The 19,435-nt window shown below is 68.7% G+C and carries 16 protein-coding genes; 12 read left to right on the top strand and 4 right to left on the bottom strand.

Annotated elements, in window-relative coordinates; all coding sequences use genetic code 11:
- The first annotated feature begins 52 nt into the window (after window positions 1-52).
- The 4 genes from msbA (at window position 53) to ACFJIX_RS18610 (ending at window position 5,105) form a co-directional block, all read left to right on the top strand.
- Window positions 53-1,858 carry a lipid A export permease/ATP-binding protein MsbA gene (gene msbA / locus ACFJIX_RS18625; RefSeq protein ID WP_377153577.1) on the top strand — a complete coding sequence of 602 codons (1,806 nt, stop codon included), beginning with the start codon at window positions 53-55 and terminating at the stop codon, window positions 1,856-1,858.
- A 126-nt stretch (window positions 1,859-1,984) separates the two neighbouring features.
- The gene (locus ACFJIX_RS18620) at window positions 1,985-2,872 is read left to right on the top strand and encodes an intradiol ring-cleavage dioxygenase (protein ID WP_377153574.1); all 888 of its coding nucleotides are present in this window, start codon (window positions 1,985-1,987) and stop codon (window positions 2,870-2,872) included.
- Between the two features lie 11 nt (window positions 2,873-2,883).
- Entirely contained in the window at window positions 2,884-3,690 is an 807-nt protein-coding gene (locus ACFJIX_RS18615; protein WP_377153572.1) for a response regulator transcription factor, read from the top strand.
- A 26-nt stretch (window positions 3,691-3,716) separates the two neighbouring features.
- Complete coding sequence (locus tag ACFJIX_RS18610) at window positions 3,717-5,105, top strand: ATP-binding protein (RefSeq protein ID WP_377153570.1); 1,389 nt, start codon at window positions 3,717-3,719, stop codon at window positions 5,103-5,105.
- A 126-nt stretch (window positions 5,106-5,231) separates the two neighbouring features.
- On the opposite strand, the gene ACFJIX_RS18605 is transcribed toward ACFJIX_RS18610, so the two are convergent.
- From ACFJIX_RS18605 to dnaE, 4 genes are all read right to left on the bottom strand, one after another.
- Window positions 5,232-6,542 (bottom strand): patatin-like phospholipase family protein, encoded by a 1,311-nt coding sequence (locus ACFJIX_RS18605; RefSeq protein ID WP_377153568.1) that lies wholly within the window; start codon window positions 6,540-6,542, stop codon window positions 5,232-5,234.
- Window positions 6,543-6,647: 105 nt separating this feature from the next.
- The gene (locus tag ACFJIX_RS18600; protein ID WP_377153566.1) at window positions 6,648-7,919 is read right to left on the bottom strand and encodes a type II toxin-antitoxin system HipA family toxin; all 1,272 of its coding nucleotides are present in this window, start codon (window positions 7,917-7,919) and stop codon (window positions 6,648-6,650) included.
- Window positions 7,916-8,236 (bottom strand): XRE family transcriptional regulator, encoded by a 321-nt coding sequence (locus ACFJIX_RS18595; RefSeq protein ID WP_331614439.1) that lies wholly within the window; start codon window positions 8,234-8,236, stop codon window positions 7,916-7,918. Before ACFJIX_RS18595 ends, ACFJIX_RS18600 begins: the two co-directional genes overlap by 4 nt.
- A 64-nt stretch (window positions 8,237-8,300) precedes the next feature.
- Window positions 8,301-11,864, bottom strand: coding sequence for a DNA polymerase III subunit alpha (gene dnaE, locus ACFJIX_RS18590; protein ID WP_377153563.1), 3,564 nt, complete (start codon window positions 11,862-11,864; stop codon window positions 8,301-8,303).
- An 80-nt stretch (window positions 11,865-11,944) separates the two neighbouring features.
- Between dnaE and ACFJIX_RS18585 the strand changes: the two genes are divergently transcribed.
- The 8 genes from ACFJIX_RS18585 (at window position 11,945) to ACFJIX_RS18550 (ending at window position 19,397) form a co-directional block, all read left to right on the top strand.
- A complete protein-coding gene (locus ACFJIX_RS18585; RefSeq protein ID WP_377153561.1) occupies window positions 11,945-12,961 on the top strand; it encodes a peptidylprolyl isomerase in 1,017 nt (338 codons plus the stop codon).
- Between the two features lie 226 nt (window positions 12,962-13,187).
- Window positions 13,188-13,985 carry a sulfurtransferase gene (locus ACFJIX_RS18580; protein ID WP_377153559.1) on the top strand — a complete coding sequence of 266 codons (798 nt, stop codon included), beginning with the start codon at window positions 13,188-13,190 and terminating at the stop codon, window positions 13,983-13,985.
- 8 nt (window positions 13,986-13,993) lie between these two features.
- Complete coding sequence (locus tag ACFJIX_RS18575) at window positions 13,994-14,968, top strand: alpha/beta fold hydrolase (protein ID WP_377153557.1); 975 nt, start codon at window positions 13,994-13,996, stop codon at window positions 14,966-14,968.
- A 148-nt stretch (window positions 14,969-15,116) separates the two neighbouring features.
- Window positions 15,117-15,923 (top strand): ABC transporter substrate-binding protein, encoded by an 807-nt coding sequence (locus tag ACFJIX_RS18570; RefSeq protein WP_377153555.1) that lies wholly within the window; start codon window positions 15,117-15,119, stop codon window positions 15,921-15,923.
- Window positions 15,924-16,021: 98 nt separating this feature from the next.
- The gene (locus ACFJIX_RS18565) at window positions 16,022-16,714 is read left to right on the top strand and encodes an ABC transporter permease (protein ID WP_377153553.1); all 693 of its coding nucleotides are present in this window, start codon (window positions 16,022-16,024) and stop codon (window positions 16,712-16,714) included.
- Between the two features lie 12 nt (window positions 16,715-16,726).
- Window positions 16,727-17,413, top strand: a complete 687-nt coding sequence (locus ACFJIX_RS18560) for an ABC transporter permease (RefSeq protein WP_377153551.1) — start codon at window positions 16,727-16,729, stop codon at window positions 17,411-17,413.
- A gap of 77 nt (window positions 17,414-17,490) precedes the next feature.
- Window positions 17,491-18,627 carry a succinylglutamate desuccinylase/aspartoacylase family protein gene (locus ACFJIX_RS18555; protein ID WP_377153549.1) on the top strand — a complete coding sequence of 379 codons (1,137 nt, stop codon included), beginning with the start codon at window positions 17,491-17,493 and terminating at the stop codon, window positions 18,625-18,627.
- The gene (locus ACFJIX_RS18550) at window positions 18,627-19,397 is read left to right on the top strand and encodes an ABC transporter ATP-binding protein (RefSeq protein ID WP_377153546.1); all 771 of its coding nucleotides are present in this window, start codon (window positions 18,627-18,629) and stop codon (window positions 19,395-19,397) included. The genes ACFJIX_RS18555 and ACFJIX_RS18550 overlap by 1 nt, the downstream gene beginning before the upstream one ends.
- Window positions 19,398-19,435: the final 38 nt, after the last annotated feature.

Here is a 19,435-nt window from a genome sequence, read left to right as displayed (position 1 = left end):
CATCGATCCCCTGGCCGGGGCCGGCGCATCGCGTCCGGCGCCGACCTGCGCCATGACCGACCAAGCCTCCGCCAAAGACAACGAATCGCTCGGCCCCACCGCGAGCCGCCTGTGGCGCTTCATGAAGCCGCACCGCTGGGGGCTGCTGCTGTCGGTGGTCTCCTTCGTGCTGGTGGCGCTGACCGAACCGCTGATCCCGCAACTGCTGGGCTTCGCGCTCGGCGAGGGCTTCCAGGGAAAGAGCGCCGCGGCGACCACGCTGCCCGGTGGCGCGGCCGTGCCGAGCATGCACGTCCAGTACAGCTTCCCGATCTGGATGGTCCCGATCGTGCTGATCGGCCTGTTCGCCCTGCGCGGCCTGTTCAGCTTCTGCGGCCAGTACATGCTGAACTGGACGATCTCGCGCACCGTCATGGATCTGCGCGCGGCGCTGCTGCAGGTGCTGCTGCGCGCCGACGCCCGCGTCTACACGAGCCTGCAGCCGGCCACCGCGGTGACCAAGGTCGTCAACGACCCGCAGCATGTCGTGACGCTGATCGCCGGCGCGCTGGTCACCATCCTGCGCGACGGCCTGCCGGCGCTGGCGCTGATGGGCTACCTGTTCTTCATCAACTGGAAGCTGACGCTGCTGTCGCTGATCACGGTGCCGGGGCTGGCCTTCGTGGTGCGAAAGGTCAACAAGCGGGTCCGGCGCATGGGCACCTGGGCCTATGACGCGCAGCTGCGGCTGGTTTCCGTCGTCGAGGACGTCACCCGCGCCTGGCGCGTGGTGCGCAGCTTCGACGCGGCCGATTACGAAACGCGGCGCTTCGCCGACCGGGCGCGCGAGGTGCAGCGCAGCTCGCTGAAGACGGCGGCGTCCAATGCGATGGCGCAGCCGCTCTCGCAGCTGATGGCGAGCATCGGCATCTCGCTCATCGTGAGCCTGGCGCTCTACCAGTCGCGGGTGAACGGCACCGGCGTGGGCGACTTCGCGGCCTTCGTCGCGGCGCTGCTGCTGATGAGCTCGCGGCTGCGGCATCTGAGCGACGTGATGCAGCCCATCACGAACGCCCTCGTCGTCGCGCGCGGCTGCATCGGTCTGCTGGACACGCCGGCCGAGCCCGACACCGGCACGCGCGAGCTGAGCGACGTGCGCGGCGACATCGCCCTGCAGCAGGTCACGCTGCGCTATCCCGGCGCGAACCGCGACGCGCTGGCCGCGCTGGACCTGAACATCCCGGCCGGCAGGACGACGGCACTGGTGGGCAGCTCGGGCGCGGGCAAGAGCTCGGTGGTCAACCTGCTGCTGGGCTTCGAGCGTCCGGACAGTGGCCGCATCCTGCTGGACGGCGTCTCGATCGATGAATTGACGAAGGCCAACCTGCGGCGCCAGTTCGCGGTGGTGTCCCAGGACATCGTGCTGTTCGACGCCTCGGTGGCGGACAACATCGCCTACGGCCAGATACGCGACGACGCGAAACTGGAACAGGCGTTGCGGGCCGCGGCCTTGTGGGACTTCGCGCAATCGCTACCCGAAGGCCTGGACACGACCGTCGGTGCCAACGGCAGCAAGCTGTCCGGCGGTCAGCGCCAGCGTCTGGCGATCGCGCGCGCGCTGTACAAGGACGCGCCGGTGTGGATCTTCGACGAGGCGACCTCGGCGCTGGACACCGAGAGCGAGCGCGCCGTGCAGCAGGCGCTGGAGCAATGGCAGGGTCGCAAGACGCTGATCGTCATCGCGCACCGCCTGTCGACGATCCGGCGGGCCGACTGCATCCAGGTCATGGCCGACGGCCAGGTCGTCGAGTCCGGCGACCACGACGAGCTGGTGGCCAGGGACGGCGTCTACGCCGGCATGGTGAAGGTCCAGCACTGAGCGTCGCCCACCGCGCCTCGGACCTGTCCTCGGTCCGAGCCCGTCTTGTCAACGCTGACACAAAGACGATAAGCCCCCGACAAGGCCGATCGATCCAATGCGGAGCATCCCCTTCAGGAGCTCCGCATGCAGCCACACCGCCACACCCCGCACGAATCCGGCCACGGCCACGACCATGATCAAGGCCTCGCGCACGACCTTGCCGTGCTCCAGCAGCGCCGCCGCGCGCTGGGCCTGCTGGCGGGTGTCGCCGGCCTCGGCGGCCTGACCTTGCTCGGCTGCGGTGGTGGCGGCGCGGACGCCGGCACGAGCACCGTGGGTACGGGTTCCACGGGATCGACCGGCTCCACGGGATCGACCGCGAGCTGCTCGGTGATCCCCGAGGAAACCGCGGGCCCCTATCCCGGCGACGGTTCCAACAGCAACGGCAGCGGGATCACCAACGCGCTGGCGCTCAGCGGCATCGTGCGCAGCGACATCCGCACCAGCATCGGCACCGCGAGCGGTACCGCCGGCGGCGTGCCGCTGACCCTCACGCTGAAGCTGGTGAACGCGAGCAGCAGCTGCGCGGACCTGTCCGGCTACGCGATCTACCTGTGGCACTGCGACCGGGAGGGCCGCTACTCCCTCTACAGCGCCAGCGTCGTCAACGAGAACTACCTGCGCGGCGTGCAGAGCACCGGCAGCGACGGCACGGTCACCTTCACGACCATCTTCCCCGGCTGCTACGACGGCCGCATGCCCCACATGCACTTCGAGGTCTACCGCAGCGCCGACGTCGCGACCTCGTACGCCAACAAGATCAAGACCTCGCAGATCGCGTTCCCGACGGCGGTCTGCACGACGGTCTACAGCACCGCCTCGGGCTACAGCAGCAGCCTGACGAATTTCAACCGCATCACCTTCGCCTCCGACAACGTCTTCAGCGACGGCTACACGACCCAACTGGCCACGCTCACCGGCGACGTCGCGAGCGGCTACGCCGCGACGCTGACGGTGGGCATCGCCGCCTGATCCGGACGCCCATGCCGCGCTTCATCCCGACGACCCGTGCCGGCGCCGCGGACCCCGGTGTATCGTCCGAGGCTGGCCCCGGCATGCCGCCGGTGGCGCCGGTGGAGGTGCGCATGACGCGGTGTCTGGTGGTCGACGACGATGCGGAGATCCGCCGGTCGCTCGACGAGTATCTGCAGAAGTTCAGCGTCGCGGTGAGCACCGCCGGCGACGGCCGCGAGATGCGCCGCCTGATGGCGACGCAGGTCTTCGACGTCGTCGTGCTGGACCTGATGCTGCCCGACGAGAACGGGCTGACGCTGTGCCAGTGGATCCAGCAGCACCACCCGTCGGTGCCGGTGATCATGCTGACGGCGCACGGCGATCCGATCAGCCGCGTGCTCGGCCTGGAGATGGGCGCCGACGACTACCTGGCCAAGCCCTTCGAGCCCCGCGAGCTGGTGGCCCGCATCCACGCGATCCGGCGCCGCGCGCGTCGCGGTGAACACGAAGCGCAGACGCGCCGAGAGTTCCGTTTCGAGGGCTGGGCCTTCGACCGGCTGCTGCGGCAGCTGGTCTCGCCGCAGGAGGTGGTGGTGCCGTTGTCGAGCGCCGAATTCCGCATGCTGAGCGCGCTCGTCGAGCGGCCCGGACGCGTGCTCAGCCGCGAGCAGCTGATCGAGCTGACACGCGCCCCCGGCGTCGAGGTCAACGATCGCAGCGTGGACCTGACGATTTCGCGGCTGCGGCAGAAGCTCGGCGACTCGCCCAAGGAGCCGCGCCTGATCCGCACGATGCGCGGCGAAGGCTACCTCTTCGACGCCCAGGTGCAGACTTGAGCGCTCCGGATCCCGGGACGGACCGCATGACGGACCGAATGACGCATCGCCTGAAGCGGCGGGCCGTCGTGATCCGCGACGGATTCGCGCGGGCCTTCGGCGACACGCTCGCACGGCGGATCTTTCTCCTGCTGTGGGTCACGCTGGTGGTCGCGCAGGCGCTGGCGATCGGCGTCGTGACCTGGACGCGCGGCGATCCCTATGCCCTGCGCATGCACGGCGTGCCGTCGCTGCCGCCGATGCCGGCACTCGTGCGCGGGCCTCAGGTGCCCGGACCCGGACCAATACCCGGACCAATACCCGGAACCGAACCCGGGCCTGGCCCGGGACCGGGACCGGGACCGCAAGGCATGGGCGCCGACCCCGAATTGCGCGACGAGCCGCCCCTCCCGGGCGACATGCCGATGCCACCGCGCGAGGGCTTCCGCGGCTTTCCGCCGCCCTCGCAGACGCAGGGCGCGCAGCCCCCAGGACCGCAGCCGCAGTGGCGAGGCCCGTTCCGCGCGCTGACCGCCTGGGAACTGACGCTCGACTACGGCATCCGCCTGCTCGTCACCGGCCTGGCGGCCTGGATCGCCTCGCGCTGGCTGTCGCGCCCGATGCGCGATCTCGTGCGGGCGTCGCAGGAACTGGGGCAATCGCTGCACAAGCAGGACCGGCTGCCGCTGCTCGACGAGCAGCGCGGCACCCTGGAGGTCCGCGAGAGCGCGCAGGTCTTCAACGCGATGGCGCGCCAGCTGCGGCGGCAGTTCAACGAGCGCGGGCTGATGGTGGCGGCGATCTCCCACGACCTGCGCACGCCGCTGACGCGGCTGCGCATGCGGCTGGAGACGCTGGACATCGAGGAGATCCAGCGCCAGCGTTCCGTCGAGGACATCCGCGAGATGAATGCGCTGGTGGACGCGGTGATGGAGCTGTTCCGCGGCGACGGGCCGGGCGCGGCGGAGCCACTGGTCGACGTCGACCTCGGCGCTTTGGCGCAGGCGCTGACCGACGACCTGATCGAGCAGGCGATGCCGGTGCGCTTCGAAGACGACAGCGCGTCGCCTGACGATGAGTCGATGAACGGCGCGCCGGTGCTCGCCAAAGGCCAGCCGATGGCGCTGCGGCGCGTGCTGGGCAACCTCGTGGGCAACGCGGTGCGCTACGGCGGCAGCGCGGAGGTCCGCGTCGGCCGGGACGCGCAAGGCGCCTGGCTGCGCGTGACCGATCCGGGCCCCGGCATTCCGGAGGACAAGCTGGAAGCGGTGTTCGAGCCGTTCTACCGTCTGGAGGACTCGCGCAACCGTCACACCGGCGGCGCGGGACTGGGGCTCTACATCGCGCGGGAGCTGACGCTGAGGCAGCGGGGATCGCTGACCTTGTCGAATCGCCCGGAAGGCGGGCTCATGGCGGAACTCCGCCTGACGACCTGAGACGTCACCGTCCCTTGCAAAGATCCATCTCCTCCGGCCCCATTCGGCATGGCGTGGTGCGGTGCAGTGAGATGCGGGTGCGGATGCGGATGTGGGCTCGATTCAGGCCCCGATTCAGGTCTCGATTCAGGCCCCCGATGAGGCCACCAGGCGGGGCGGTCCGGGGGGATTGGGCGGGACCTGCAGCGCGAAGCCGCCGGCGCGCTTGCGCATCGCCGCGGGGTCCATCTGCGGCGCCTGCGCGGGCCAGTCGAAGAACCGCTGGATCTCGACGCGGCGGGCGAGCGTGTCCGACATGCCGAGCGTGATGAGCTCGTTCGTGTACTCGGGTTCGAAGAGCAGGTAGCTGACCAGCGCCGAGCCGCTGGCGGTGGCGCCCTCGCCCGACACGCCGACGCTGCGCAACAGCGCGCGGATCGGCGGCGGCAGCGCGCCCTGGTGCTCGGCGGCAAGGCTGTCCAGCGGCCGGCTCGGCGCGATCACGAGGGCCTCGATCGGCTTGAGCGGCGTGTTGCGCAGCGCCTCTTCCGGCAGCAGCGCGAGCGTGCTGTTGATGCGCTTGAGGCGCTCGATGTCGACGGCCAGCGCGTCCAGGAAGATGTTGGACAGCGCGTGGCCGGCGATCTGCGCCAGGCTGGGATGTCCGGTGGGCGTCGGCCCGTGCTGGCCCTCGCCGCCGGCCTCGTGCATGCGGCCGGCGCCGATGACGAGGACCTTCTCCGCGCCCAGGTGCACGGCCGGCGAGATCGGCGCGGTCTGGCGCATCGAGCCGTCGCCGAACCATTCGACCTCGCCGCCGAGTTCCAGCGGCTCGGCGGGGAAGATGAAGGGGATGGCGGACGAGGCGACCAGATGCTCGATCGAGAGCTTCGGGATGCGGGTGGCGATGCGTTGCGTGCGGACCCAGGGATCGCGCTGCTGGTGCGTCTGATAGAAGGTGACGTGGTGGCCGGACGTGTAGCTGGAGCCCGTCACCGCGAGCGCGTCGATGTAGCCCTTGGCGAGCATCTCGTCGAGGCGGTCGAACTTGATCCACTGGTCCAGCAGGGCGCGCAGCGGGGTGTTGTTCAGCAGGCTGCGCGGGCGGGTGCGGCGCCAGCGGTTCAGCGCCCAGCCGAGCGAGAGCATGCTGAGCCACTTCGCGCCGGAGCGGATCACGCCGAAGGAATCGGCGGCGTAGACCTGGTTGACGTGGATGTTCTGCCAGATGTACATGAGGCCGTCGACGGCGGAGCAGAAGTCGTCGGCCTGGCAGGCGAGCGTGGCGGCATTGATGGCGCCGGCGGAGGTGCCGGAGATCACCTGGAAGGGGTTGTCGCCGGTGGTGCAGGCGTCGCGGCGCAGCTGCGCGATGGCGGCCAGCACGCCGACCTGGTAGGCCGCGCGTGCGCCTCCTCCGGTAAGGATCAGGCCGGTCCGGGGCTTGGCATCCTGCATGGGGGCAGCTTACGCCTGACGCCCCCGGCGTGGGGTGGCGTCAGTACCCGTCAAATGGGGGATAGGCGAGTGACCCGAGCCACAGTGGCCCACCGGCGACGGAGGTCAACGCCCCCGCGGACGCCGGCGTGACGTCGTGCCTGCCGGTGCCTCTGCGTCCAGCCAGGTTGGCGTCTGGAACGGCAGTTCGTCTTCCTGGAAACCGGCAGCGATCACCTGCTCGGTCCACAGAGCCGGCGCTTGGCGACGGGCGGACGCGATGTACTCGCGCGCCTCGTCCTCGACATAGCCATATTCCGTGCAGGCGTCGATCAGGTTGAAGACCGCGGCGGACGCCGCGTGCGTTCGAGAGCGGGAGATGTCCATGGACTGCGTGCCCGAAAAGCCCATGCCATAGGGCGCGATGTCGAACGCTGGAGAAAGAGTCCAGCCCGTTCCGTCGAACAGGAAGCCCGTGTTGCGTGGGTGATCGTCACCGTTGCCCAGGATCGCGTTCATCACGATGCGACGGAACAGTTCGCGCTTTCCCGCCAGCACCGTGTCGCTGTCGGCGCGCCCCCGCCACCGCTGCAGCTCATGCGCGAGAGCCAGATACGAACGCTCCCGACTTCCTCGCACCTGTTTGTCCAGGCCCAGCACGGTATGTGCGCTGGCGAAGAGACGCCGCGTCACTCGCCGCTGCGCATCCACATGGCGATCGAAACGTCGGACGAGGATCACTTCGCGTTGCTCGACCCGCTTGAACTGCACTTCGGCCGCATTCACGCCGAGTTCTGCCGCCACTTTCATCGCCACGAATTCGCGAAGCGGTGAGTGGGGTCGATCTCCTCGGTCTTGCAGCTTGGCCAGCCACTGCTGCCCCTCATGCAGCACCGTGAGCTTGGGACGTTCACCGCCGGCGCTCGTGCCGACGATGCCTTTCACTTCGCGCACGGCATCGCTGGCTGGCCGCGTGTCCGGCACATCAGCGAGGATCTGGAGCAGATCCTGAGAGGGTGGACAGTGGAACTCCTGCTTTCGCGACACGTCGTCGCAGACGGCAATGGCCCCGACCGAATCGCCTTCAGACTCTTCCAGCACGGCCATGTGATCTTCGACGCGGACCTGCCGCACATGCGCCAGCAGATCCAGCCCATAGCCTTCTGGCTTGGCATCGCGAATCACACCGAAGAGTCCGTCCTGTCTGGTTTCCCTGATCGGCCGAGCGCGTGAGCTCAAGGCGAGGTGTGCCAGATCCAGAGCGACGCCATGCGCGTCCAGATAGGCTTGCCGATACTCAAAGATGCCGACGCCGTCCTTCAACGAGAACACGCCGCATTCGACCGGGTCCGGGCTGTGAGGAAGCCAGACCCACACGGGTTTGGCGTCAGCGCTCATGGGGTCCTCCGTTTGGGCGTACGAACGCGCAGCGGCACGGCGTCGGCCATCAATGCGGATAGTTCCTTGTCAGATCCCAGGTTGGACAGGGTATCGAACGTCCCTTCCAATCCAAGCCCCCAAAGCACCATCAATACGGAGCCGATCTGAACGGTGGGGGCACCGGTCTCGATCGCCACCAGCGTGCTGAGGCCGATACCCGCTCGGGCCGCCAGATCCGGCCGCGTCAACCGCCGAGCACGGCGGGCAAGCGAAATCCGTTCGCCGAGAGCGGCGAGCGAGTCTTCGACGATGAACGGGAAGGTTTTAAGACTCATGGAACAATTGTTATAGCTCAAAAAAACTGCCATAACAACTGTTATCCAAGAGCCGCTCCTTCCTTCACCCGCCCGCGTCGTACACGATCTCCGCCGGCTTGAGCTGCTCCAGCGCCTCGTCGCTGGGCCAGAACTTGCCGGCGCCGCCCAGGCCCAGTTCCGCGACCGCGCCGTTGCGCTTGATCGGGATGCGCAGCTCCAGCCCCTGGCTGAGCACGCCCTGCTCCGTCTCCACGCGCTTGGCCGGCCAGCTCCTGACCAGCTCCAGCACCGTCGACGCCGGCAGGTTCGGCGCCGTGCGCAGGTAGCGCCCGAAACGCGCCCGCGCCGCCGCCAGGCTGAACACCTGCTGCACGTTCATCCGCAGCCCGCCGGAGAAGCGGTCGTTCTGCACCTTGCCCACCGCGATGATCAGCTCGTCCTCGGCCAGCAGCTCCTTGTTGGCGTTGAGCATCTCCTCGTTGGCCACCGCCTCGATCGCATGGGTCTTGTCGTCGATCTTGAAGATCGCCACCCGACCGCGCGAGCCGTTGATCACCCGCATGTCCGACACGATGCCCGCCACCGTCGTCGGCTCGCGGCTGTCCTGCAGGTCGACGATGCGGCGCTTGACCATCCGGCGCAGCTCCGTCTCCGCCTGGTCGAACAGGTGCCCCGACAGGTAGAAGCCGATCGCCGTCTTCTCCAGGCTCAGGCGCTCCTTGATGCCCCACTCGGGGACGTCGACGAAGTCCGGCTCCGCCGTCGACGAGCCGTGCCCGCCGTCGAAGTCGAACAGCCCGCCCTGGTTGACGTTCTGCGCCAGGTTGTCGGCGTAGGTGTAGCCCAGCGCGACGCTGGCCAGCAGCCGCGCGCGGCTCGGGTGCAGCGCGTCGAAGGCGCCGGCCTTGATCAGCGCCTCCACGACGCGCTTGTTGACCGCCTTGCGGTCGACGCGCGCGCAGAAGTCGAAGAAGCTGGTGAACGGACCGCCTTCCGTGCGGGCGCGCACGATCGCCTCGATCGCGCCCGCGCCCGTGCCCTTGATCGCGCCGAGGCTGTAGTTGATCTTGCGCGCACGCGGCCTGGTGCCGGCCTTGCCTTCCTTGGCCACCGACTTCGACGTGCCCTCGTCCGCGGCCATCGGCTCGAAGCGGCCGACGCCCAGGTTGATGTTGGGCGGCTCGAACTCGATGCCGAACAGCTTGGCATCGTTCATCAACACCTTGAGCTTGTCGGTGTCGTCCGATTCGATGGTCATGTTCGCGGCGAAGAACTCCGCCGTGAAATGCACCTTCAGCCAGCCCGTGTGATAAGCGAGGAGCGAGTACGCGGCCGCGTGCGACTTGTTGAAGCCGTAGCCCGCGAACTTCTCCATCAGGTCGAAGACCTCGTCGGCCTTGTCCTGGCCGATGCCCTTTTCCGCGGCGCCCTTGCGGAACAGGTCGCGGTGCATGGCCATCTCTTCGGCCTTCTTCTTGCCCATCGCGCGGCGCAGCATGTCCGCGCCGCCGAGCGAGTAGCCGCCCAGCACCTGGGCGGTCTGCATCACCTGCTCCTGGTAGACCATGATCCCGTAGGTCTCGGACAGCACCGGCTCCACCAGCGGATGCGGGTACTCGACCACCTCCTTGCCGTGCTTGCGCGCGACGAAGCTCGGGATCAGGTCCATCGGGCCCGGCCGGTACAGCGCGTTCAGCGCGATCAGGTCTTCCAGGCGCGACGGCTTCGCGTCCTTGAGCATGCGCTGCATGCCGCTCGATTCGAACTGGAACACCGACTCCGTCAGGCCGTCGGAGAACAGCTTGTAGGTCCGCTTGTCGTCGAGCGGGATGGTCTCGAACGCGAAGTCCTTGTGCTCGGGATACCGGTCGACGATGAAGTTCTTGGCCAGCTCGAGGATGGTCAGCGTCGCCAGACCCAGGAAGTCGAACTTGACCAGGCCGATGGCCTCGACGTCGTCCTTGTCGTACTGGCTGACCGCCGAGGTCGAGCCCGGCTGCTGGTACTGCGGGCAGAAGTCGGTGATCTTGCCCGGCGCGATCAGCACGCCGCCGGCATGCATGCCGATCGAGCGCACCGTGCCCTCGACGCGCGCCGCCATCTCCAGCAGGCCGGCGACTTCCTCGTCCTGCGCCTCGCGTTCCTCGATCTCCGGCGACTCGTGGCGCGCGTAGACCATCTTGGCCTTGTCCGGATCGAAGTCCGGCGGCAGCTTGGCCAGCGTCACCGTCTTGCCCGGAGGCGCCGGCACCAGCTTGGCGATCGAGTCCACATGGCCGAAGCCCATGCCCAGCACGCGGCCGATGTCGCGCAGCGCGCCCTTGGCCGCCATCGTGCCGAAGGTCGCGATCTGGCTCACCGCCGGGCGGCCGTACTTGTCCTTGACGTACTCGATGACGCGGTCGCGGTTGCCCTGGCAGAAGTCGATGTCGAAGTCGGGCATCGAGACCCGTTCCGGGTTCAGGAAGCGCTCGAACAGCAGGTTGTACTGCAGCGGGTCCAGGTCGGTGATCAGCAGCACGTAGGCGACCAGCGAGCCCGCGCCCGAGCCCCGGCCCGGGCCCACCGGGCAGCCGTTGTTCTTCGCCCAGCGGATGAAGTCACCCACGATGAGGAAGTAGCCGGGGAAGCCCATCTTGATGATGGTCTCGAGCTCGAACTCCAGCCGGTCCACATAGCGCTGGCGCACCGCCTCGCGTTTGGCCGGATCGGGGTAGAGGAGCTGCAGCCGATCCTCCAGCCCCTCGTGCGAGAGCATGCGGAAGTACTGCTCCATCGGCATCGGCGTGCCGTCGGCCTGGATCGGCGTGGGGAAGTTCGGCAGCTGCGGCTTGCCCAGCACCAGCGTCAGGCTGCAGCGCTTGGCGATCTCCACCGTGTTGGCGATGGCGCTGGGGATGTCGGCGAAGAGCGCCTCCATCTCGGCCTGGCTCTTGAAGTGCTGGCTGGGCAGGAAGCGCTTGACCCGCTTCGGGTTGGCCAGCGTCTCGCCGTCGGCCACGCAGACGCGGGCCTCGTGCGCCTCGAAGTCCTCTTCGCCCAGGAACTGGATCGGGTGCGTCGCCACCACCGGCAGACCCGCCTTGGCGGCCAGCGGCACAAGCTGGCGCAGCAGCGCCTCCTGGCCCGGCAGGCCGGCGCGTTGCAGCTCGATGTAGAAGCGGTTCGGATAGATCGCGGCGAGGCGTTGCGCCACGTCCAGCGCGCGAGCCTCGTCGCCGGCGATCAGCGCCTGGCCGATCGGGCCGAACTGCATGCCGCCCAGGCAGATCAGGCCGGCGTTGAGCTCCTGCATCCACTCCAGTTTCAGCAGCGCCTGGTTGCGCTGCACGTTCTGGATCCAGGCCCGCGACAGCAGCTCGCTCAGGTTGAGGTAGCCCTGGATGTCCTGCACCAGCAGCAGCACCCGCGACGGCGGACGGTCGACCGCTTCGGGCTCCAGCCAGGCCTCCACGCCGAGGATGGGCTTCACGCCCTTCTTGCGGCAGGCGTTGTAGAACTTCACCCCGCCGAACATGTTCGCGAGGTCGGTCAGGCCCAAGGCGACCTGGCCGTCCTTGGCGGCCGCGGCGGCGGCGTCATCGATGCGCAGCGTGCCGTCGACGACGGAGAACTCGGTGTGGGTGCGGAGGTGAACGAAAGCCATTGCGCGATTGTAAGAAGGCTATGCTCGCCCCCCATCGAACACTCTCGCGGAGCGCCCGGATGACGATGAGCATGACGACGATGAAGGCCCTTCCCCTGATGGCGGCCCTGGCGCTGTGCGCCCCGCTGCCGTCCCACGCGGCCGAGCCCGCGGCAAAGGCCGCCAAGCCCGCCGCGGCATCGACGGCGACGTCAACGGCGGCATCCACCGCGGCGGCGAAGAAGCCCGCGCAGCCGCCGCGCAGCAGCGCCGACATCCTCGCCACCGCGCCCGCCTCCGTCTGGCGCGATGTCGATCCGGACAACCTGCTGGTGATGGCACTGCCGCAGGGTCAGGTCTTCATCGAGCTGGCGCCGCGCTTCGCACCGGCGCACGTCGACAACATCCGCGCGCTGGCTCGCGGCGGCTACTACGACGGACTGGCGATCGTCCGCGTGCAGGACAACTTCGTCACCCAATGGGGCGACCCCAACGCGGACGACGAGGACACCGGTCTCAAGGGCAAGGGCAAGCCCTTCCCGGCGGGGGCCAAGTCCCATCTTCCGGCGGAGTTCTCGATCCCCCTGAAGGGCGTGCCGATGACGCTGCTGCCGGATGTCGAGGGCTGGGCGCCGCGCGCCGGGCAGGTGGACGGGTTCCCGGCCGCCGCGGATCCGAAGACCGGCCAGGCCTGGCTGGCGCATTGCTACGGCACCGTCGGCGCGGGTCGCGGCAACGCGAAGGACTCCAGCACCGGCGCCGAGCTCTACGCGGTGATCGGACACGCGCCGCGCGGGCTGGACCTCAACATCACGGTGGTCGGTCGCGTGCTCAAGGGCATGGAGTTCCTGTCGGCACTGCCGCGCGGTGGCGCGGCGATGGGCTTCTACGACAAGCCCGAGCAGCGGCTGGGCATCGAGCGCGTCTCGCTCGCCTCCGCGCTGCCGGCCGAGCAGCGCCCTGCCCTGCAGGTCCTGCGCACCGACACGCCCACCTGGACCGAACTGCTGAACGCGCGCCGCAACCGCGGCGGCTGGTCGTCCACAGTCCCGGCTACACGGACCTGTGCAGCGCCGCCGTGCCGGTGCGCATCAAGCCCGTGCCCGCGCCCGATGTGAAGCTCAACGAACCCAAGTCCCCCGAAGCCAAGCGATGAGAAACCGGCGTGGAGCGCCGGCAAGGTCAGCGAGCGCCTGTGGGGCCGGAATGATGCTGGAGGTTCGCGGACGCGAGGCCTCCTGCATCGTGGAGTGCCCGCGCCACGCAACCCGCAGGCTCTCTTCGCACCCCGCCTACAATCTTCTGTTTTCCTGACCCTGCGCGGCCACTGGCCGCCGCAACGGCATGAACACTGCTGTCCCGACCGATTCCGACTTCAAGACTGTCCTCAACATCTCCTGCTACCAGTTCGTCGCCATCGACGCGCCGGAGGTACTGCGGGACACGTTGCACGAGCGCGCCCAGGCGCTGGGCCTGAAGGGCACGGTGCTGATCGCCGAGGAGGGGATCAACCTCTTCCTCGCCGGCGCGCCGGACGCGGTGAAGGCCTGGGTGAACGCCTTGCGTGAGGACCGGCGCTTCGCCGCGCTGGCGCCCAAGGAGAGCTGGAGCGACGAGGTCCCGTTCCGCAAGCTGCTGGTGAAGGTGAAGCCGGAGATCATCCGGATGAACCACCCGACGATCCGCCCGGACCAGGCGCCCCGCGCGCCCGCGCTGCCCGCAGCCACGCTGCGGCGCTGGCTGGACCAGGGCCATGACGACGAGGGACGGCCGGTGGTCACGCTGGACACGCGCAACGGCTTCGAGGTCGACGTGGGCGCCTTCGACGGCGCGATCGACTGGCGCATCACGAAGTTCAGCGAGTTCCCCGACGCCTTCCAGGCCCATCGCGCGGAGCTCGCCGGCAAGACCGTCGTCAGCTACTGCACCGGCGGCATCCGCTGCGAAAAGGCCGCGCTCTACCTCGAGCAGGAGGCCGGCCGCCACGGCCTCGACGCGAAGGTCTACCAGCTCGAGGGCGGCATCCTCAAGTACTTCGAGGAAGTCGGCAACGCGCATTACCACGGCGACTGCTTCGTGTTCGACGAGCGCCGCGCGGTCGACCCCGAACTGGCGCCCTCGCCCGACTCCGTCGTCGAATGATCGAGCGCATGACCGAGCGTCCCACCGTCGGCGCCCGGCTGATGAAGCTGCTGGGGTTCGCCGTGCTGGCGACGGCCCTGCTCGCGATGGCCTTCCGCGCGCCGGAACGGCCGTTGGAAGGGCTGGTCGCCCGCTGGGCGCCGCCGCCGTCGGACTTCCTCGAACTGAAGCTGCCCGGCGGGCAGGTCCAGCTGGTCCACTTCCGCGACGAGGGCCCGAAGACCGACACCACGCCCGTCGTGCTGCTGCACGGCACCGCCGCGAGCCTGCACACCTGGGAGGGCTGGGTGAAGTCGCTCAGCGCAACGCGCCGCGTGATCACGCTCGACCTGCCGGGCTTCGGCCTCACCGGCCCTTCCGTCCTAGGCGATTACAGCGACGATGCCTATGACTCGTTCCTGTTGTCGTTCTTCCGACAGTTGCAGATTGACCGCATGGTCCTCGGCGGCAATTCGATGGGCGGCGGATTGGCCTGGTTGTATGCGGCACGGCATCCCGGACAGGTCGCGGCGCTGGTGCTCGTCGACGCCGGCGGGCTCGATGTCCGCAGCGAAGCGGTGCCCGCGGGGTTCCGCGTGCCCGACTCGCGCGTGCTGCACTGGCTGGCCGGCGTGTTCCTGCCACGGCCGCTGGTGGACCGCAGCCTGCGCGAGGTCTACGGCGATCCGACCCAGGTTTCCGCGGCGCTGGTGGATCGTTACTTCGAACTGACGCTGCGCGAAGGCAACCGCGAGGCGCTGGCGCAACGACTGGCACAGCGCGCGCCCGGCCGGTACGCCGATCTGCTGCCGCGCATCCAGGTCCCGACCCTGATCCTGTGGGGCGGCAAGGACCGCCTCATCCCGCCCGCGGCGGCCGAGCGCTTCCATCAGGCCATCGCGCACAGCACCGTGCAGGTCTTCCCCGAATTAGGGCATGTCCCCCAGGAGGAGGACCCCGCGTCCACCGTCCAGGCCGTTCACACGTTTTTGCACTCTCCTTAACCCTGATGGCCGCCGCACGTGCGGCATTGCAACAATGCCCCCCAGTCCGGACGACCTCCTCACGAGGCGGGCTCGAACCGCCCGAGGTCGTCACCGGATGTCCATTCCACGCGTTTCCACGCTTTCCTGCTCATCACAAGGAGCCCACATGCAACGACGACAACTGATCGCCCGCGCCGCCCTGGCGGCCTGCGCCCTGCTGGCCACCGCCGGCGCCGCGCACGCCCAGGCCCCTGAATGGAAGAAGATCCGCATCGGCGTCGAGGGCGCCTACCCCCCGTTCTCCGAAGTCGGCGCGGACGGCAAGCTCAAGGGCTTCGAGATCGACCTGGCCCTCGCGCTGTGCGCCGAGATCAAGGCCGAGTGCACGCTGGTGCAGCAGGACTTCGACGGCCTGATCCCCGCGCTGCAGTCGCGCAAGGTGGACGCGATCATCGCGTCGGTGTCGATCACCGACGAGCGCAAGAAGGTCATCGCCTTCTCCAACCCGTACTACAACACCCCGGCCCGCTTCACCGCCAAGGCCGACGCGAAGTTCGACTTCTCGCCCGCCGGCCTGAAGGGCAAGAAGATCGGCGTGCAGCGCGCGACCATCCATGAGAAGTTTGCCGCCGACACCTTCAAGCAGAGCGAGATCGTCCGCTACGCGACGCAGGACCAGGCCTTCCTGGACCTGAAGTCGGGCCGCGTGGACCTGACGCTGGCCGACCTGGTGGCCGCCGACATGGGCTTCCTGAAGACGCCGGCCGGCAAGGGCTACGCGTTCGTGGGCCCGAGCTACGACGACGTCAAGTACTTCGGCACCGGCAGCGGCGTGGGCCTGCGCAAGGCGGACGAGAAGACGCTGGGCAAGAAGTTCAACGACGCCATCGCCGCGGTGAAGGCCAACGGCACCTTCAAAAAGCTCAACGACAAGTACTTCGAGTACGACATCTCGGGCAAGACGGGCAAGTGATCCCACCGGAGGCGCCGCGCTCGCGGTGCCTCCGCCCCTGTGCGTTGTGGCCCGGCACCGCCGGGCCTCTTCCCTTCAGAACGAACAAGGTCCGTCGAATGTTCCTGCACGGTTATCTGCCCAGCCTGCTCGAGGGCGCCGTATTGACCCTGGGCGTGGCCCTCAGCTCGATGGCGCTGGCCATGGTGCTGGGGCTGATCGGCGCGATGGCCAAGCTGTCGAAGTCCCGCGTCGCCAAGGGCGTCGCCACCGTCTACACGACACTGATCCGCGGCGTGCCCGACCTGGTGCTGGTGCTGCTGATCTTCTTCGGCGGACAGGTCGCGGTGAACGCCATCGCGCTGTCGCTGGGGCATGAGGACCCCGTCGACATCAACCCCTTCGTCGCCGGCGTGGTGACGATCGCGTTCATCTTCGGCGCCTACCTGACCGAGGCCTTCCGCGGCGCCTTCCTGGCGATCCCGCCGGGGCAGCGCGAGGCGGGCCTGGCCTTCGGCATGAGCCCCGCGCAGGTCGCGTGGCGCATCACGCTGCCGCAGATGTTCCGGCATGCGCTGCCGGGCCTGTCCAACAACTGGCTGGTGCTGATCAAGAGCACGGCCATCGTCTCGGTCATCGGGCTGCACGACCTGATGATGCGCGGCTCGCAGGCCGCCGCCGGCACGCGCGAGCCCTTCGTCTTCTATCTCGCCGTGGCGCTGATCTACCTGCTCTTCACGTCCGTGTCCGAGCTGGTCTTCGACCAGCTGCAGAAGCGCCTGTCCATCGGTGTGCGTCGCCACTCGCTGTAATCACGATTCCCCATGAACCTGGACGCCATCGTCGAGAACCTCCCGCGCTACCTCGAGGGCGCGCTCATCACCTTCGAGCTGCTGTCCATCTCGCTGCTCATCGGCCTGGTCCTGGCCATCCCGCTCGGCGTGCTGCGCACGCTGCCGATCCAATGGCTGTCGCGCACGGTCTGGGCCTACACCTACGTCTTCCGCGGCACGCCGATGCTGGTGCAGCTCTTCCTCATCTACTACGGGCTGGGCCAGTTCGAGTGGATGCAGCAGAGCGCACTGTGGCCGTTGTTCAGCTCGGCCTGGTTCTGCGCCTGCCTGACCTTCGTGCTGAACACCGCCGCGTACACGACGGAGATCGTCGCCGGCTCGATCCGCTCGCTGCCGCACGGCGAGGTCGAAGCCGCCAAGGCCCTGGGCATGAGCCGCTGGGTGATGCTGCGCCGCATCGTCGTGCCGCACGCGCTGCGCCGCGCGCTGCCCGCCTACAGCAACGAGGTCATCTTCATGCTGCACGGCACCGCGCTGGCCAGCCTCGTCACGATCATGGACGTCACCGGCGTCGCCCGCGACGTCAACGCCACCTACTACATCCCGTTCGAGGCCTTCATCACCGCCGCGATCTTCTACTTCACGATGACGCTGGTGCTGGTCGGTCTCTTCCACCAGGCCGAGAAGCGCTGGCTCAAACCACTGATGCCCCGCTGACGCCCCACTGATACCCAGCTGACACGGCAGTGCCCCGCTGACACGGCAGTGCCGCCGCCCCGAACGGAACACATCCCATGCAACTCCGACAACACCCGCTTCCGAGCCCGACGCCGGGCACGCAGCGCGAGCTCGTCTCGCTGCACTACGGCCAGCCCGGCCAGGGCCAGAAGGTCTACATCCAGGCCTCGCTGCATGCGGACGAGCTGCCGGGCATGCTCACCGCCTGGCACCTGCGCCGCCACTTCGATGCGCTGGAGGCCGCGGGCCGCCTGCGTGGGGAGATCATCCTCGTGCCGATGGCCAATCCGATCGGCCTGTCGCAATGGTGGCTGCAGACGCACCTGGGCCGCTTCGAAGGCCTGTCCGGCGAGAACTTCAACCGCCACTACCCGGAGCACATCGAGGCCGCCGCGCGACACGCCGAGCCGCGCCTGGGCGCCGATCCGGCGCGCAACGTGGCCGTGCTGCGCGCCGCGCTGAAGACCGAAGTCCAGGCGTCGCCCGCGGACACCGAACTCAAGGCGCTGCGCAAGACGCTGATGCTGATGGCCTGCGACGCGGACGTGGTGCTGGACCTGCACTGCGACGCGCAGGCGGTGATGCACCTCTACACCGAGACGCCATGCTGGCCGCAATGCGAGCCGCTGGCCGCCTACCTGGGCGCCGGCGTGACGCTGCTGGCGACGGACTCCGGCGACAACCCCTTCGACGAGGCCTGCTCGCAGGTCTGGTGGAAGTGGGCGAAGCAGTTCGGCGACCGCTTCCCGATCCCGCAGGCCTGCCTGTCGGTGACGGTCGAACTTCGCGGCCAGCAGGACGTGCACCACGACCTGGCCGCGAAGGACGCGCAGGCGATCGTGGACTTCCTGACCCATCGCGGCGTGATCGCTTCCGACGCTCCGGACGGCGCGACGCCTCCGGTGCCCGCGCCGGTCGGCGATGCGCGCCCGCTGGCGGGATCGATCCCGGTCCCCTCGCCGGTCGGCGGCGTGCTGACCTTCCTGCGCGAGGTCGGTGAGACGGTGAAGGCCGGCGACGTGATCGCGCAGGTCATCGATCCGATCAGCGGATCGGTGACCGACCTGAAGAGCCCCACCGACGGGCTGCTGTTTGCACGCGACACGCTGCGCCTGGTCACGGCCGGGGCGCGTGTCGCGAAAGTCGCGGGGCGCGAAGCGACCCGCACCGGAAAACTCCTGGGAGCCCGTTGATGTCCGCGGCCAGTCTTGTTGTCGACAACCTCCATAAACGCTACGGCGATCGTGAAGTGCTCAAGGGCGTGTCCCTGGCCGCGAAGCCGGGCGACGTCATCACGCTGATCGGATCCAGCGGCTCGGGCAAGAGCACCTTCCTGCGCTGCCTGAACCTGCTGGAGCAGCCCTTCGAAGGCACGCTGAAGCTGGGCACCGAAGAACTCAAGCTCGTGCGCGACCGCGACGGCAGCCTGAAGTCCGCCGACGCGGCGCAGTTGCAGCGCTGGCGCGCGCGGCTGGCGATGGTGTTCCAGAACTTCAACCTCTGGGGTCACCGCACGGTGCTGCAGAACGTCATCGAGGCGCCGATCCACGTGCTGAAGCAGCCGCGCGCGCAGGCCATCGAGAAGGCCGAGGCGCTGCTGGCGCGCGTGGGCGTGTCGCACCGCAAGGACGTCTATCCGGCGCAGCTGTCGGGCGGCGAGGCGCAGCGCGTGGCGATCGCGCGCGCGCTGGCGGTGGAGCCGGAGGTGATGCTCTTCGACGAGCCGACCTCGGCCCTGGATCCGGAACTGGTGGGCGAAGTGCTGAAGGTGATGCGCGATCTGGCGGCGGAAGGTCGGACGATGATCGTCGTCACGCACGAGATGGGTTTCGCGCGCGAGGTGTCGTCGCACACGATGTTCCTGCACCAGGGGCGCGTCGAGGAACAGGGCAACCCGCGCGAGGTGCTGGCAAAGCCGCAGAGCGAGCGCTTGAAGGCGTTCCTGAGCGGCGGGCTCAAGTAGGCCTCGCGCACGCCATCAGCAGAAGGCCCGGGCATGCC

It is taken from the genome of Roseateles sp. UC29_93, assembly GCF_042695725.1.
GTDB classification, from domain to species: Bacteria; Pseudomonadota; Gammaproteobacteria; order Burkholderiales; family Burkholderiaceae_C; genus Roseateles; species Roseateles noduli_A.
This window is presented reverse-complemented; position numbering and strand designations above follow the sequence as displayed.

What these genes read in the sequence shown, in the direction of transcription:
- ACFJIX_RS18555 (WP_377153549.1), top strand. Translation starts at nt 17,491, where the DNA reads ATGCAACTCCGACAACACCCGCTTCCGAGCCCGACGCCGGGCACGCAG.
- ACFJIX_RS18600 (WP_377153566.1), bottom strand. Translation starts at nt 7,919, where the DNA reads ATGAGCGCTGACGCCAAACCCGTGTGGGTCTGGCTTCCTCACAGCCCG.
- ACFJIX_RS18620 (WP_377153574.1), top strand. Translation starts at nt 1,985, where the DNA reads ATGCAGCCACACCGCCACACCCCGCACGAATCCGGCCACGGCCACGAC.
- ACFJIX_RS18580 (WP_377153559.1), top strand. Translation starts at nt 13,188, where the DNA reads ATGAACACTGCTGTCCCGACCGATTCCGACTTCAAGACTGTCCTCAAC.
- ACFJIX_RS18550 (WP_377153546.1), top strand. Translation starts at nt 18,627, where the DNA reads ATGTCCGCGGCCAGTCTTGTTGTCGACAACCTCCATAAACGCTACGGC.
- dnaE (WP_377153563.1), bottom strand. Translation starts at nt 11,864, where the DNA reads ATGGCTTTCGTTCACCTCCGCACCCACACCGAGTTCTCCGTCGTCGAC.
- ACFJIX_RS18565 (WP_377153553.1), top strand. Translation starts at nt 16,022, where the DNA reads ATGTTCCTGCACGGTTATCTGCCCAGCCTGCTCGAGGGCGCCGTATTG.
- msbA (WP_377153577.1), top strand. Translation starts at nt 53, where the DNA reads ATGACCGACCAAGCCTCCGCCAAAGACAACGAATCGCTCGGCCCCACC.
- ACFJIX_RS18615 (WP_377153572.1), top strand. Translation starts at nt 2,884, where the DNA reads ATGCCGCGCTTCATCCCGACGACCCGTGCCGGCGCCGCGGACCCCGGT.
- ACFJIX_RS18605 (WP_377153568.1), bottom strand. Translation starts at nt 6,542, where the DNA reads ATGCAGGATGCCAAGCCCCGGACCGGCCTGATCCTTACCGGAGGAGGC.
- ACFJIX_RS18585 (WP_377153561.1), top strand. Translation starts at nt 11,945, where the DNA reads ATGAAGGCCCTTCCCCTGATGGCGGCCCTGGCGCTGTGCGCCCCGCTG.
- ACFJIX_RS18610 (WP_377153570.1), top strand. Translation starts at nt 3,717, where the DNA reads ATGACGGACCGAATGACGCATCGCCTGAAGCGGCGGGCCGTCGTGATC.
- ACFJIX_RS18595 (WP_331614439.1), bottom strand. Translation starts at nt 8,236, where the DNA reads ATGAGTCTTAAAACCTTCCCGTTCATCGTCGAAGACTCGCTCGCCGCT.
- ACFJIX_RS18575 (WP_377153557.1), top strand. Translation starts at nt 13,994, where the DNA reads ATGACCGAGCGTCCCACCGTCGGCGCCCGGCTGATGAAGCTGCTGGGG.
- ACFJIX_RS18560 (WP_377153551.1), top strand. Translation starts at nt 16,727, where the DNA reads ATGAACCTGGACGCCATCGTCGAGAACCTCCCGCGCTACCTCGAGGGC.
- ACFJIX_RS18570 (WP_377153555.1), top strand. Translation starts at nt 15,117, where the DNA reads ATGCAACGACGACAACTGATCGCCCGCGCCGCCCTGGCGGCCTGCGCC.